The 14,235-nt window shown below is 69.2% G+C and carries 14 protein-coding genes; 9 read left to right on the top strand and 5 right to left on the bottom strand.

Annotated elements, in window-relative coordinates; genetic code table 11:
* Positions 1-45: 45 nt before the first annotated feature.
* A complete protein-coding gene (locus IE317_RS18195; protein ID WP_191311531.1) occupies positions 46-705 on the bottom strand; it encodes a polysaccharide deacetylase family protein in 660 nt (219 codons plus the stop codon).
* A gap of 81 nt (positions 706-786) precedes the next feature.
* On the bottom strand, positions 787-1,614 hold the full coding sequence (gene ddaH / locus IE317_RS18190) for a dimethylargininase (protein ID WP_373309070.1): 828 nt from the start codon (positions 1,612-1,614) through the stop codon (positions 787-789).
* An 83-nt stretch (positions 1,615-1,697) separates the two neighbouring features.
* On the opposite strand from ddaH, the gene IE317_RS18185 reads away from it, so the two are divergent.
* From IE317_RS18185 to IE317_RS18170, 4 genes are all read left to right on the top strand, one after another.
* Positions 1,698-2,144: an Lrp/AsnC family transcriptional regulator gene (locus tag IE317_RS18185; protein WP_191311670.1), complete on the top strand. Its 447-nt coding sequence runs from the start codon at positions 1,698-1,700 to the stop codon at positions 2,142-2,144.
* A gap of 45 nt (positions 2,145-2,189) precedes the next feature.
* Positions 2,190-2,954 carry an enoyl-CoA hydratase gene (locus IE317_RS18180; protein WP_191311529.1) on the top strand — a complete coding sequence of 255 codons (765 nt, stop codon included), beginning with the start codon at positions 2,190-2,192 and terminating at the stop codon, positions 2,952-2,954.
* 257 nt (positions 2,955-3,211) lie between these two features.
* Positions 3,212-5,137, top strand: a complete 1,926-nt coding sequence (locus IE317_RS18175; RefSeq protein WP_191311527.1) for a 2-oxoacid:acceptor oxidoreductase subunit alpha — start codon at positions 3,212-3,214, stop codon at positions 5,135-5,137.
* Positions 5,134-6,198 carry a 2-oxoacid:ferredoxin oxidoreductase subunit beta gene (locus IE317_RS18170; RefSeq protein WP_191311525.1) on the top strand — a complete coding sequence of 355 codons (1,065 nt, stop codon included), beginning with the start codon at positions 5,134-5,136 and terminating at the stop codon, positions 6,196-6,198. The genes IE317_RS18175 and IE317_RS18170 overlap by 4 nt, the downstream gene beginning before the upstream one ends.
* Positions 6,199-6,315: 117 nt before the next feature.
* Here IE317_RS18170 and IE317_RS18165 read toward each other — a convergent pair whose 3' ends face one another.
* Positions 6,316-7,542, bottom strand: a complete 1,227-nt coding sequence (locus IE317_RS18165) for a sunset domain-containing protein (RefSeq protein ID WP_191311523.1) — start codon at positions 7,540-7,542, stop codon at positions 6,316-6,318.
* A 24-nt stretch (positions 7,543-7,566) separates the two neighbouring features.
* Positions 7,567-8,619 (bottom strand): polyprenyl synthetase family protein, encoded by a 1,053-nt coding sequence (locus tag IE317_RS18160; RefSeq protein WP_308443403.1) that lies wholly within the window; start codon positions 8,617-8,619, stop codon positions 7,567-7,569.
* A gap of 248 nt (positions 8,620-8,867) precedes the next feature.
* Between IE317_RS18160 and IE317_RS18155 the strand changes: the two genes are divergently transcribed.
* From IE317_RS18155 to IE317_RS18135, 5 genes are all read left to right on the top strand, one after another.
* Positions 8,868-9,488: a hypothetical protein gene (locus IE317_RS18155; protein WP_191311521.1), complete on the top strand. Its 621-nt coding sequence runs from the start codon at positions 8,868-8,870 to the stop codon at positions 9,486-9,488.
* A 168-nt stretch (positions 9,489-9,656) separates the two neighbouring features.
* Complete coding sequence (locus IE317_RS18150) at positions 9,657-10,076, top strand: hypothetical protein (protein WP_191311519.1); 420 nt, start codon at positions 9,657-9,659, stop codon at positions 10,074-10,076.
* A gap of 35 nt (positions 10,077-10,111) precedes the next feature.
* Positions 10,112-10,696 (top strand): DUF3558 domain-containing protein, encoded by a 585-nt coding sequence (locus IE317_RS18145; RefSeq protein ID WP_191311518.1) that lies wholly within the window; start codon positions 10,112-10,114, stop codon positions 10,694-10,696.
* Positions 10,696-11,958, top strand: coding sequence for a PPE domain-containing protein (locus tag IE317_RS18140; RefSeq protein ID WP_191311515.1), 1,263 nt, complete (start codon positions 10,696-10,698; stop codon positions 11,956-11,958). Before IE317_RS18145 ends, IE317_RS18140 begins: the two co-directional genes overlap by 1 nt.
* The gene (locus IE317_RS18135) at positions 11,955-12,635 is read left to right on the top strand and encodes an ESX secretion-associated protein EspG (protein WP_191311513.1); all 681 of its coding nucleotides are present in this window, start codon (positions 11,955-11,957) and stop codon (positions 12,633-12,635) included. The genes IE317_RS18140 and IE317_RS18135 overlap by 4 nt, the downstream gene beginning before the upstream one ends.
* A gap of 31 nt (positions 12,636-12,666) precedes the next feature.
* Here IE317_RS18135 and nuoN read toward each other — a convergent pair whose 3' ends face one another.
* On the bottom strand, positions 12,667-14,235 hold the full coding sequence (gene nuoN / locus IE317_RS18130) for an NADH-quinone oxidoreductase subunit NuoN (protein ID WP_191311511.1): 1,569 nt from the start codon (positions 14,233-14,235) through the stop codon (positions 12,667-12,669).

Genomic DNA, 14,235 nt, shown 5'->3' with positions numbered 1-14,235 from the left:
TGAGTGGTAAGGCGGGTCAGAAACCGCCTTACCACTCACGAGGGTTCAGCGGGCAGTGCGGCGGAACAGGCGGTTCGGCCACCGCCCGGCCCGCCGCCGGGAGCCGGCGAGGACGCCGTCGAGCCAGTCGCCGTCGAGGTCGTGCGGGACTTCGGTGCGCGCCTGGAGCCAGCCGTCGCGGCGGGCCGCGCCGCCGTCGCTCGAGTACACGCGGGTCGCGCCCGCCTGCCGCAGCCGCGCCAGCACGCGCCGGTCGTACGCACCGAACGGCAGCGAATAGCGCCGCACCGGCCGGCCGCACAGGTCGCCGAGCAGCTTCGGGGCGTCCTTCAGCTCGCGGTCGGCGTGCCGGTCGTCGAGCCGCCGCCAGTCGCGCGGCTCCCAGCCGTGCGAGCCGATCTCCATCCCGGCGCGCGCGAGCTCGCGCAGCCCGTCGCGGTCGAGGTAGCCGCGCTGCCCGAGCCGGCCGGCCTGGGGGAAGAACTCCGCCGTCAGCCCCCGGTCGGCGAGCCGCGGCAGGACGACCTCGACGTCGGATTCGTTGCCGTCGTCGAAGGTGAGCCGGACGTCTTCGCGGTCCGCGACGGCGTCGAGGACGCGCTCGAACTGCTCGACGGTCAGCCAGCGCTCGTCTTCACCGGGGTCGAGCTGGCGGGCCGGCCGGCCCACCCCGTGCACGGCCAGGATCACCGTCACCACTCCCACCGCCTGCCACCGCGAGTAGTCGATTTGTTACTTCGATTAATCGCGGTGGCAAACGGGGGAGTTACAGCTTTTTGCCGTTATTCAGCCCTTGCGGATTTCCAGCGTGCAGCACTTCGGGCCGCCGCCGGCTTTCCGCAGCTCAGAGATGTCGACGTAGACGGGTTCGTATCCGCGGGCGGCGAGAAGTTCACCCAGTCGGGTGGCCTCGACGGGGAGGACGACGTTGCGGCCGTCGGACACGCCGTTGAGGCCGAAGCACTCGGCGTCTTCGCTGGTGGCGAGCACCGCGTCCGGGAACACCCGCTCGAGCACCCGGCGCGAACCGGCCGAGAAGGCCTCCGGGTAGTAAACGATTTGGGCGCGGGTCGTGTCGGTCGCCTCGGCGAGCACGAACAGCGCGGTGTCGAGGTGGTAGTAGCGCGGGTCGACCAGCTGCAGCGAGACGACCGGGACGCCGAGGACTTCCTGAGCCTCGGCGTGTGCGGCGGGGTCGGTGCGGAAGCCGGTGCCGGCGAGCAGCAGGGTGCCGGTCCAGGCGAAGTCGCCCTCGGCCTCGTTGATCTTCTCCGGCATGGTGATGTCGCGATAGCCGTGTTCGACGAACCAGCGGCGGAAGTGCTCGGCCTCCGCGGCGCGCTGCGGGGCGCGGAACCGCGACCCGAGCACGCGGCCGTCGACGACGGTGCCGGAATTCGCCGCGAAGACCATGTCGGGCAGGCCGGGCTGGGGCTCGATCTCCTCGACGGTGTGGCCGAGGCGGCGGTAGGTGTCGCGCAGCTCGGTCCACTGCGCGACGGCGACGTCGGCGCTGACCGGCTGGGTCGGGTCCATCCAGGGGTTGATCACGTAGTCCACCGCGAAGAAGCGCGGCGGGCACATGAGGTATCGACGAGTGGTCGGTACGCGCATCGCCTGCATGATTGCAGGGTAAGGTGCGCCTAATATCGCAATCAATCGCTGTTCGCTGCGCACAACTGTGCTAGATGTTGCGTGTGAACACCATCGACCAGCGAATCGTTTCGTGCCTCGTGGCGAACGCCCGCTCCAGCTACGCGGAGATCGGCAAGGTGGTCGGCCTGTCCGCGCCGGCGGTGAAGAGGCGCGTCGACCGGCTGCTGGAAACGGGTGTCCTGCGGGGCTTCACGGCGGTGGTCGACCCGGAGGCGCTGGGCTGGGGAACGGAGGCGTTCGTCGAGGTCACGTGCCAGGGCAACATCACGCCGGCCCGGATCCGCGCGCGGCTGGAACCGTTGCCGGAAGTGGTGGCGGCGTACACGGTGTCGGGCGCGGCGGACGCGATCGTCCACCTGCGGGCGGCGGACATCCACCACCTGGAGACGGCACTGGAGCGGCTGCGGGGGTTGGAGATTGTGGACCGGACGGTGTCGACCGTGGTGCTTTCGCGGCTGCTGGAACGGCCGCCCACTCCGGAGCAGTGAGGCCTCCGGCCCCCGGTTTCCACCCGGCCGTGCCACCCTGAGGCCATGACCGACCGCATCGTCAGCGAGCACTCCGGCGGCGTCGCCCTGCTGACCGTCGACGCTCCCGGCAGCCGGAACGCGCTGACCCTCGACCTCTCCGCGCAGCTCGCCGCGGCCGTCGAGGCCGCGGAACGGGACGAGTCGGTGCACGCCGTCGTCGTCACCGGGACGCCGCCCGCCTTCTGCGCCGGTGCCGATCTGGCCGCTCTGGCGAACGCCGACGAAATGGGCCTGCGCGCCATCTACGAAGGCTTCCTCGCCGTGGCGCGGTGCGAGCTGCCGACCATCGCCGCCGTCGGGGGCGCGGCCGTGGGGGCCGGGCTGAACCTCGCCCTCGCCGCCGACGTGCGGCTGGCCGGGCCGCGCGCGAAGTTCGTCGCCCGGTTCCTCGAACTCGGGCTGCACCCGGGCGGCGGGATGACCTGGATGACGCAGCGGCTGGCCGGTCCGCAGCAGGCCGCCGCCATGACCTTGTTCGGCCAGCCCTTCGACGCCGAGGCCGCGGTCCGCGCCGGGCTGGCGCTGCGCGTGGTCGACGGCGGCCACGACGAACTCCTGGCGGCCGCGCGTGAGCTCGCTCACCCCGCCGTGGCCGCGCCGCGCGAAGCGCTGATCGCCACCAAGCGCAGTCTCCGCACCACCGCGGGCCTGGCCGAACACCGCGACGCGGTCGACGTCGAAATCGGGCCCCAGCTGGCCTCGCTGGCGTCCCCGGAGTTCGCCGAACGACTTTCCCTGATGCGAGACCGGATCCGTTCTCGGCCGTGACTCAAGCCGGGGGCCTAACCTTCGCGAGACGCGCATCACAGCGCGGCGCAGCAGCTGACCGTTACCATCAGTTACAGGTATCTGGCGGACCTGCGAAGGGACATCGAAGAGCACCGCAGAGGTCGTCCAACACCCGGGACACCGCCAACATCGGTGTTGAGGGCGAGCTAACCTCGTGAGTAGACCTGGTGAACGCAGCCGCGGCACCGGCAGGCGAACGGAAGCCGTACCGTCGGGAGAGAGGGAATCCCTGACCCATGAGCACGAGTGCGAACGGCAACGGCGCTGGTCACGGCTCGCTCGCCGCAACCAGGCCGACCGAGGTCAGCAAGCTGGACCGGGTGGTCATCCGGTTCGCGGGCGACTCCGGTGACGGCATGCAGCTGACCGGCGACCGCTTCACGTCCGAAGCCGCCGCGTTCGGCAACGACCTGTCGACGATGCCGAACTTCCCCGCCGAGATCCGCGCGCCACAGGGCACCATCCCCGGCGTCTCGAGCTTCCAGGTGCACTTCGCCGACTACGACATCCTCACCCCCGGCGACCGGCCGGACGTGCTGGTCGCGATGAACCCGGCCGCGCTCAAGGCGAACCTCGGCGACGTCCCGCACGGCGGCACGATCATCCTCAACACCGACGAGTTCATCAAGCGCAACCTGACCAAGGTCGGCTACGCGACGGACCCGCTGGACGACGACACGCTGGCGCCGTACCAGGTGCACCGGGTCGCCATGTCGACCCTGACCCAGGGCGCGCTCGCCGAGACCGGCCTCGGCAAGAAGGACGCCGAGCGCTGCAAGAACATGTTCGCGCTCGGCCTGCTGTCGTGGATGTACCACCGGCCGACCGAAGGCACCGAGCGGTTCCTGCGCGAGAAGTTCGCGAAGAAGCCGGACATCGCCGAGGCGAACATCCTCGCCTTCCGCGCGGGCTGGAACTACGGCGAGACCACCGAGTCCTTCGCGACGACGTTCCAGGTCGCCCCGGCGAAGCTGACCCAGGGCACCTACCGCCAGATCACCGGCAACACCGCGCTGGCGTACGGGATCGTGGCCGCCGGGCAGCGCTCCGGCCTGCAGATCCTGCTCGGCACGTACCCGATCACCCCGGCGTCGGACATCCTCCACGAGCTGTCCAAGCACAAGAACTTCGGCATCATCACCTTCCAGGCCGAAGACGAGATCGCCGGCATCGGCGCTGCGCTCGGCGCGTCCTACGGCGGCGCGCTCGGCGTCACCTCGACGTCCGGCCCCGGTGTCGCGCTGAAGTCCGAAGCCGTCGGCCTCGGCGTGATGGTGGAGCTGCCACTGGTCGTCATCGACGTCCAGCGCGGTGGCCCGTCCACCGGGCTGCCGACCAAGACCGAGCAGGCCGACCTGCTGCAGGCGATGTTCGGCCGCAACGGCGAATCGCCGGTCCCGGTCATCGCGCCGCTCTCGCCGGCGGACTGTTTCGACGCGGCCGTCGAGGCGACCCGGATCGCGCTGAAGTACCGCACCCCCGTGCTGCTGCTGTCGGACGGCGCGATCGCGAACGGCTCCGAGCCGTGGCTGATCCCGGACGTCGACGAGCTGCCCGACCTGCGGGTCGAGTTCGCGACCGAACCCAACGCGGACAACGACTCCGGCGAGTTCTGGCCGTACGTCCGCGACCCTGAAACGCTCGCCCGCGCGTGGGCGATCCCGGGCACCGCGGGGCTGCAGCACCGCATCGGCGGGCTGGAGAAGGCCGACAAGACCGGCCACATCTCCTACGACCCCGACAACCACGACAAGATGGTCCGGCTGCGGCAGGCGAAGGTCGACGGCATCGACGTCCCCGACCTCGTCGTCGACGATCCCTCCGGCGGCAAGGCGCGCGTCCTGGCGCTGGGCTGGGGCTCGTCGTTCGGGCCGATCGGCGCGGCCTGCCGGCGCGTGCGCAAGCTCGGCCTGCCGATCGCGCAGGCCCACCTGCGGCACCTCAACCCGCTGCCGGCCAACCTGGGCGACATCCTGCGCAGCTACGACAAGGTCGTGGTGCCGGAGATGAACCTCGGCCAGCTCGCTTTGCTGCTGCGGGCCAAGTACCTGGTCGACGTCCACTCGCACACGAAGGTCGCCGGCCTGCCCTTCAAGGCCGAAGAGCTGCAGAACCTGTTCTCGGAGATCATCACCGGCGTTGCTACGGAGGCGGCGAAATGACCGCAATCGACCTGGGGATACCCCACCTCGGCGGCCTGGACCTTGTGCCGGCCACCGACGAGCCGCAGAAGGCCAAGGACTACAAGTCGGACCAGGAGGTCCGCTGGTGCCCGGGCTGCGGCGACTACGTCGTGCTGAACGCGGTCCAGTCGTTCCTGCCGACGCTCGGCCTCAAGCGCGAGAACATCGTGTTCATCTCGGGCATCGGCTGCTCGTCGCGGTTCCCGTATTACCTGAACACCTACGGCATGCACTCGATCCACGGCCGTGCGCCGTCGATCGCGACCGGGCTCGCGACGACGCGCCCGGACCTGTCGGTGTGGGTCGTGACCGGTGACGGCGACGCGCTGTCCATCGGCGGCAACCACCTGATCCACGCGCTGCGCCGCAACGTGAACATCAAGATCCTGCTGTTCAACAACCGGATCTACGGGCTGACCAAGGGCCAGTACTCCCCGACGTCCGGGCAGGGCATGGTCACCAAGTCCACGCCGATGGGTTCGGTGGACACGCCGTTCAACCCGCTGTCGCTGGCGATCGGCGCGGAGGCGTCGTTCGTGGGCCGGGCGCTGGACTCCGACCGCAAGGGCCTGACCGAGGTCCTGCAGGCGGCGGCGCAGCACCGCGGCTCGGCGCTGGTCGAGATCTACCAGAACTGCCCGATCTTCAACGACGGCGCGTTCGACGTCCTCAAGGACGCCGACGAGGCTGCGACGCGCCTGATCCCGCTGCGCGCGGGCGAGCCGATCCGCTTCGGCCCGAACCAGGAGTTCGGCGTCAAGCGCGGCGACTGGGGCGGCCTGGACGTCGCCAAGGTGGCGGACATCGGCGAAGAGAACATCGTGGTGCACGACCCGTCGATCACGGACACGTCGTACGCGTTCGCGCTGTCGCGCCTGGGCGACCAGAACCTCAACCACGTCCCGACGGGCATCCTCCGCCAGGTCGAGCGCCCGACCTACGACGACGGCGCCCGCGCCCAGGTCGAGGAGGCCCGCGCGGCCCGCACGCCGGACCTGCAGGGTCTGCTGCGGGGTAAGGACACCTGGACGGTCGCGTAACCGCTGCTTTTCGAAGGCCGCCATGCCCGGGGCATGGCGGCCTTCGGCGTTTCCGGGGTTGTCTTCCTTCGGACTGGAGTCTTAAGTTTCAGGTCAAGCGACCTGGCGCACCGTTCGTCAGCTGAGCGGGCGGAACCCGACGCGCTCGGCGTCCTCGGCCGTCCGGAACCAGACCTCGGCGACCATCTTCGGGAACTGCGCCGATTCCTCGGTGCAGTACCGCAAAGCGGTGACGCTGGCCTTCACGGCGAAGCTGTCGCTCGGTGCCCCGCCACCCGGGCGCGGCATCGCCGAACCGGGGCCGAACGGGCCCGGCGGGACCGAGTCGCCCGCCGCCTGGCGGGCCGGGGGCGGCTCCGGCGCCACGACACCCGCCTGGTTCGGCTGCACCGACGGCTCGAACAGCGAACCGCTGTGCGCGCCGGACAGGTCGGGTTCGCGGCGTTCCACCGTGCGCATCGACGGCTGGATCGGCTGCGGCGCGTCGAACCCGCCACGCATGGACCCCCGGGGCTGCCGCTTCGGCAGCACCTGCGTCGCTTCGGCGGGCGTCTCCGGCGGCACGTCCAGCTCACTTTCGGCGATGTCGCCACCGAACGCGTACTGCGGCGGCTCGTCCTCGTCCGGCTGCTCGTCGTCGTCCTGGTGCACCGCACCGGGGTGCTCGGTGATGAAGCGGGTGCGCTCCACCGGCTCTTCGAACGCCGAGCGCTCGGACGGCTGCTCGTCGTCGAACCAGTCCGGCACGGCCGCCGCCTCGCCGGACGGCCGCTGGAACAGCGAGCCCGCCGGGTCCGGGTCGAGCTTCTGCTCGAGCCTCGACAGGGCAGGCGACTCCAGCTCCGCGTCGTCTTCGAACGAGTCCCCGACCGGGGTCAGGTACTGCGTCGAGGCGGCGCGCTCCGGCTCCTCCTCCGGCGTCAGGAACTGGGCGGCCGCGTTGCGGTACGGGTCGTCTTCCTCGGGCTCCGGTTCCTGCGCGCGGACGGGTTCCGTCTCCGGCGCCATCCGTGAGGGGACCTGGGCGTCCAGCTCGGCGAAGTCCTCGTCGATGTCGTCGTGCACGTCGTCGCGGTGGATCGGCGGCGCGGCGACCAGCGTGCCGGGGTAGGAGGTCTCCTGGCGGGTCGGCTCCAGCTCGGGCCGCCGGAACACTTCGGCGGTGGCGTTCACCGAGGCCGCGTTCGCCGGGGTGCGCGCGGCGTCGGCGTGGGCCTGCGCCAGCGAGCTCTCCAGCCGGCGGACGCTCCTGCGGAGCGGCAGCACCAGCACCAGCCAGGTGAGGATGGCGCCGACGAAGAACGCGGCGAGGCTCCACAGCCAGACCTGTCCGAATATGGACATCTATCCCTGCCCCTGTTAAGTGCTTCAGCGCGTGCGCGCGACCAGGTAGTCCGCGACCGACTCGCACGCGTCCCGGGCGGGTGACGCGGGGAGCGCGGAAAGCTCGGCTCGCGCGCGCTGAGCGTAGTCGGAAAGGGTGACGCGTGCGCGATCGAGTCCGCTACTGACCCGCAGCAGCTCGAGCGCCTCCTGGACGAGGGCGTCGTCGGCGATCGGGCCGGACAGCAGCTCGATGAGCCGCGGGTCGGTCTCCGGGTCGGCCAGCGCGTACAGCATGGGCAGCGTCCGGACGCCTTCGCGCAGGTCGGTGCCCTGCGCCTTGCCGAGCTCGTCGGACGGCGACGCGATGTCGATGATGTCGTCGGAGATCTGGAAGGCGGTGCCGATGATGTCGCCGAACCGGCGCAGCGCCTCGACGTGCTCCTCGGCGGCGCCGGACATCATGCCGCCGAACCGGCCGGAGGTGGCGATCAGCGAGCCGGTCTTCTGCGCGATCACGGTGAGGTAGTGCGCGACGGCGTCGTCACCCGGGCCGGGGCCGACGGTCTCCCGCATCTGGCCGGTGACCAGCTCGCCGAAGGTCTCGGCGATGATCCGCGCGGCGTCCGTGCCGAGGTCGGCGACCAGGCGCGAGGCGTGGGCGAAGAGGAAGTCGCCGGTGAGGATGGCGATGGTGTTGTCCCAGCGGGCGTTGACGCTCTCGGCGCCGCGCCGCATGTCGGCCTCGTCCATGACGTCGTCGTGGTAGAGCGTGGCCAGGTGAACCAGCTCGACCGCGGCGGCGGCGATGATGACGTGGTCGTCCTGCTTCGGCCCGAACTGCGCGGAGAGCAGGGTGAACAGCGGGCGGAAGCGTTTGCCCCCGGCCTCGACCAGGTGCAACGCGGCGTCGTTGACGGCCTGGACGTCACTGCGGACGACCTCGCGCAGCAGCTTCTCGACCTCGGTCAGCCCGCCGGCGATCGACCGCAGCAGGGTTTCGTCGGCGATCTGCAGCCCAACCGACGCCCGCAGGTCGTCGAGGGCGCCGCCCGGCGCAGCGGGGAGGGATCCCGCCCCGGGGGCTGGGGAAGGCACAGACACGTCGGCTCCGCTCTACTCGTGCACCGGTCGGTTGCCCCTTGAGCGTAGTGGCTACCGCGCGCGGTCGTTTACCCGCTGTCCTGCGGAAACGGTGACGAACATGACACCGCCCCGGGTGGTTCCCGCTCCTCGAAAGGGTGATCGGAGATTCCGGGCGCAACGGACGTCTCCGGCGGGCGGATATTCAGTCGTGGAAGAGCGGCCGAGCCGGGCCGCTCACCAGGCGGCAAGGAGGACACCGGATGCGCAGCACGATCGTCACGGCTTTGGTGGTGACGGGCCTGGCCGCTTCGGGCGCATCGCCGGCATCGGCGGCTTCGCCCGCCGGCGTGGCGGACATCGGCTCGGCCTCGTTCACCAAGGCGGGCACGACGATCACGATCCCGACGCAGGGTCACTGCGCACTGGACGGCCCCTCGAGCACAACGGCCGAACCGGTTTCGAAAACCGGCATCACCTTCGGCGGCGGCACGTCATCCTGCACGACAACCGGTTCGACCACGAAGTCAACGGCGACGGGCAAGAACTTCGAGCTGTCGGCGCTGGTTTCGGCGGGTGGCCCCCGCGTGAAACTGGCGACCTTCACGGTGACGTGCGACGGAACGCAGACGCAGACGAGCGCGAACTGGACGTTCGGCGGGATGTCGGGGATCACGAACCCGCCGAGCCCGGTCCCGGTGGGTTACGTGTCGCCGATCCGGAAAGCGGACGGAACGGCCCTGGCGAACGCGGTGTTCAACACCCAGGACCTCCCGGGCGACGGAAGTGTGGGATTGACGATGCTGCGCATCGATTTCCTGCCGGCATCGGGCATCACCGGAACGGTGACGCTGGGGAAGACGAGCTGTTCCCCCACCCCTTAGACGTCACGAGGGCCGCGGCTTGGGAGAGCGCCGAGAGGACGGCCGCGGCCCTCGTGACCTTGGTTTTCGGCTTGGGGAACCCTGGTAGGGTGCGATGCGCCGGATACGCAGGGTGCTCGGGGTGGAGCACACTGCGAGCTAGGGGAGAGCTGATGACGACGGTGTGTTGTGGCTGAGGGGCCGGTTTATGACCCGGGGGCGGATTGGGAGCTTCCGGGGCCTCATGGGGTGCCGCGGGCTGGGTCTTATGGGGGTGGGGATGGTGGTGGGTCTGCTGGGTTTGAGTACGACGAGCAGACCCTGCACGAACTGGTCAGGGAGTGGCGCGAACTGGCAGATGAGTTCCGAGCAGACTTCGCTCAGGCTGAGGCACTGAAACGTGCGAACGGTCCGGGGCTCGAATACGCCAGCGGCAACAACGCCGAGCTGATCCGAGCATCCGGTAGTTCATTGTCCGAAGCACTGCAGCAACGAGCCCGATATTGCGATGCCATGGCCGCGAAGTACGTCACGGCCCTGGGGAAGTACGCAACAGCCGAAGAAGCTCACGCCATCGAGATTGGCGAAACCACGAAGGGCATCCTCTAGTGCGCCGGCTACTCGTGCTGTGCGGCATCGCCCTGATGTCGATCACCGCCTGCTCGCCCCAAACCACAGGCACGGCTTCTCCCGTCAACACGTCCAGTTCACCGGGAAGGCCGAACACGGCGCAACAGGTGCCCGGGCCTGGTGTCCCGAAGGTGGAGACACCGATCGACACCGAGCGCTTCAGGTCAGCACCTTGCTCGACGTTGACCGAAGATCAGGCAGCGGAGGTTTTCGGGGGAGCCTCGACAGCCAAGCCCGATGCGCAGGCCCCCGCCGGCCCGACATGCACTTGGGCTCCAGTGGACTTGACCGGCGCTACCGTCAACCTGATCTTTTCGACGGTGGACCAACTCGGCTTGACCAGCGTTTACCAAGCCAAGGACAGTACTTACAAATTGTTTCAACCTTTGGAGTCCATCGGCGACTACCCCGTCGTTGCTTACGGAACATCAGACCAGCGAACCGACGGTATCTGCTCCATTGCTATCGGCACGTCGGACCACAGTACCGTCGATATAACGGTCACCCAGTCACGCGGAAATATCGGCAAGGTGGATCCTTGCGCCGCCGCTCGCACCGTGGGATCGAAGGTATTGGCTACTTTGCGGGAGGGAAGCTGATGGCTGACGAGACTCCACTGACAGCGGCGCAGATCTACGAGCAGATCACTGGTGGCGACGGCATCGGCTCGCTGGCCGACGCCGAGGACGGTGCCAGTCAGCTGACCACTCGGATGGTTGAGCGGGCTCAGCGGATCAGTGCGCTCCGCGCCAAGACCATGTCCGGCTGGCGAGGCAACGCCGGAGAAGCCGCTGCCGATGCCACTCTTCCTCTTGTTCAGGCCGCCGCCGATGATGCTGTTCACCTGAAGAATGCCCAGACCGCTGTTGCGGCTCAGATGGAAGCCTTTGGGACCGCCAAGTACTCCGTCAAGCCCGTCCCCGCTCAACCGCCTGCTTTGGGCACCGATGATGTCCTCCGCGCCATCCGGGACGGTAAGTGGGATTCCTACAACGCCAAAGTTGCCGGGTGGCAAGCGGACAGCCAAGCCAACATCGACGCCTTCAGCGCCTACCACTCCGCCAGCAGCGCCAACGGTGGACAGATGCCCGCCCAATACGCGCAGCTTGCCGACTTCGGGGCTTCCGTCTCCATGAAGACCTCCGATCGGACCGGCGGGCCCACCGATACCGGGGAATGGGCGCGGAATCCGCGGCAGACTGAGGTGCCCGCCCAAGATCGGCAGACCTTCCGGCCCACGCAGGACCGGATCACCGGTGGGAATCGGGAACAGACACCGAACCAGCAGAACCAACAGAACCAGCAGTACCAACAATTCGAGACAAATCAGCAAAACCAGGCCTGGAAGCCCGGAACCCCGGACTCCAGCACCCACGCCAACAGCTACGTCCCCCGCCCCGTCGTGCCCGCCGCTCAGGGTGGGTACGAATTCGGGCCCACCGGGCAGCCCGTCAGCAACCTCACCGGCCCTGGAACCAATTGGCCCGGCGGCTTCGGACCCGGGACCGGTCCCTACACCGGTGGCAGTTTCCCACCGGGAACAGGAACAGGAACAGCGCCAGGAACGCCGGGATCCAGCAGGGGAACCGGCACCCCAGGCGGGCGCTTCCCCGGCAGCAGCACCGGCGCCCGACTCCCCGAGGAACGCCTCCCCGGCACCACCCCCTCCCGCGGCTCCACCGGCCCCCGAGGCGCGAACGGCCTCCCCATGGGCGCTCCCATGGGCGGCCGAGGCGGAAAAGAAGAAGACCGGGAAAAGAAGAAAGCTCCCTACCTGCAAAACCCCGATCCCGACGAAACCTTCGGCGGCTTCACCGAAAAACCCATGCCCCCGGTCATCGGTGAGAACAAGAAGCGATGATCTCCTTCTCGCTGAACACCTTGCTCACCGCCATGCGGCAAGTCGGCTGCGGCGACCCGCACCCGGTTTTCGCCAAGGGGCTCCGATACATCCCGCCCCAAGCGGCGAACCAAGTCAACCGGGCCGCCTTCGAAGAACTCAGTCCGCACGGCTTCGTCCAAGGCAACGGCTTCACGCCCGAATTCGAAGACCTGCTGCACCTCATCGACCAGCCGACCCGGGAATTCGTCGCCCACGCGCGGGACACCACCGAACAGATCGGGGTTCTGGTCGCGGCCAGAGGGCGGAGCGGGGTCTGCGTTGTCTGCAAACACGATCAGGTCGAACTCACCGAAGTGAACGGCCACCCCGCCGACGCCCTCGTCGCGCACCTGCCCGGCTACCCGGCCGCCGACATCAAGCCGTTCTCGCTTCCCCAGGAAGACTTCCAGAAGCCGCAGGAAAGCGACATCTTCGACGACGCCCCCGCGCGCAGCCGCGAAGCGCAGGAACTCGACGCCTTCTTCCAGCAACCCCACTACGGCGTCGGGCAGCTGCACGCCGCCGGCGTCACCGTCAACTACCTCGACCTCGAGGCCGGCCGCGTCGGGATCACGCGGGCCGAGGGGTACATCAGCGTTGTTCCCGGGCGCCCCGAAGAACTCAGCCACAAACTGAAGGCCGCCACCCCCTCGTGAAGGAGGGAGTGGCGGCCGGGGAACACACCGCTCAGAAAGCGAACCCGCCCGAACCGGCCCAGCCGAGGGCGAACGCCGGGACCAGGCCGAGCACCAGCGTCACCGCCGTGCCCAGGAAGATCGCCGTCCCGGTGCCGAAGCCCGGGACCGAGACCGACGGGCCGTCCGCGGCCGGCTCCGAGAAGTACATCAGGACGATCACGCGCAGGTAGAAGAACGCCGCCACCGCGCTGAACACCAGCGCGACCACCACCAGCGGGGCCATCCCGTCCGACAACGCCGCCGAGAACACGACGAACTTGCCGACGAAACCGGACGTCAACGGAATGCCCGCCAACGCGAGCAGCAAGAACGTGAACACCCCGGCCAGCAGCGGCGACCGCTTCGCCAGCCCAGCCCACGCCGAAAGGTGCGTGGCTTCGCCGGAGGAATCCCGGACCAGGCTGATCACGCCGAACGCCGCCAGCGTCGTGAAGCCGTACGCCAGCAGGTAGAACAGCGTGCTCGACAACCCGTCCTTCGTCATCGCGATCGCCCCGACCAGCAGGAAGCCCGCGTGGGCGATCGACGAGTACGCCACCATGCGCTTGACGTCGGTCTGGGTCAGGCCCAGCACCGCGCCGATCACCATCGAGATGATCGCCACGCCCCAGAGGACTCCCCGCCACTCCCAGGAAGTCGACGAGAACGCCACCGACAGCACCCGCAGGATGCCGCCGAACGCCGCGACCTTCGTGCACGCCGCCATGAACGCCGTCACCGGGGTCGGGGCGCCCTGGTACACGTCCGGGGTCCACGTGTGGAACGGGCCGACCGACCCCTTGAACAGCAGGCCGACCACCAGCAGGCCCAGCCCGGCGAACAGCAGCGTGTCCGACCGGTCCGTGCCCGCCGCCGCGGCCGCGATGTCGCCCAGCTTCACCGAGTTCGCGTAGCCGTACAGCAGCGCCAGCCCGTACAGGAAGAACGCCGAGGAGAACGCGCCCAGCAGGAAGTACTTGACCGCCGCTTCCTGCGACAGCAGCCGCCGCCGCCGCGCGAGGCCGCACATCAGGTACAGCGGCAGCGAAAGCACTTCCAGCGCGATGAACATCGTCAGCAGGTCGTTCGCCGCGGTGAAGGCCATCATGCCGCCGAGCGCGAACAGCGTCAGCGGGAACACCTCGGTCTGCATGACCGTCGCCGTCTGGGCGCGGTCCTGGACCGTGCCCGGGCGGATGCCGGCCTGCGCGACCAGCGCGCCGCCCGGCTCGACCACGCGGTCCGAAATCAGCAGCACCGCGCCCACCGCCAGCGCCAGCAGCGTGCCCCAGAGGAACAGCGCCGGCCGGTCGATCGAGATCGCGCCGCTGAACGTCGTGACGCCGCTCGCGGGCGCGTCGCCCGTCGCGTAGATGATCAGGCTGACGCCGGCCGCGACGATCGACGCCAGGCTCAGGCCCACCTGGATGCCGAACCGCGACCGCTTCGCCGCGAACGCCTCGACCAGCACGCTGACGCACGCCGCGCCGAGGACGATCAGCACCGGCAGCACGGCCGGGTAGTTGATCGACGGCGTCGTGATCGGCGACTGCGCCTGGGTCAGGAGGATGTCGAGCAC

The organism is Amycolatopsis bullii (assembly GCF_014654205.1).
In the GTDB taxonomy this organism is placed as follows: Bacteria; Actinomycetota; Actinomycetes; order Mycobacteriales; family Pseudonocardiaceae; genus Amycolatopsis; species Amycolatopsis plumensis.
The sequence above is the reverse complement of the archived record's forward strand: the minus strand, read 5'-3'. Positions and strand labels throughout refer to the sequence as shown.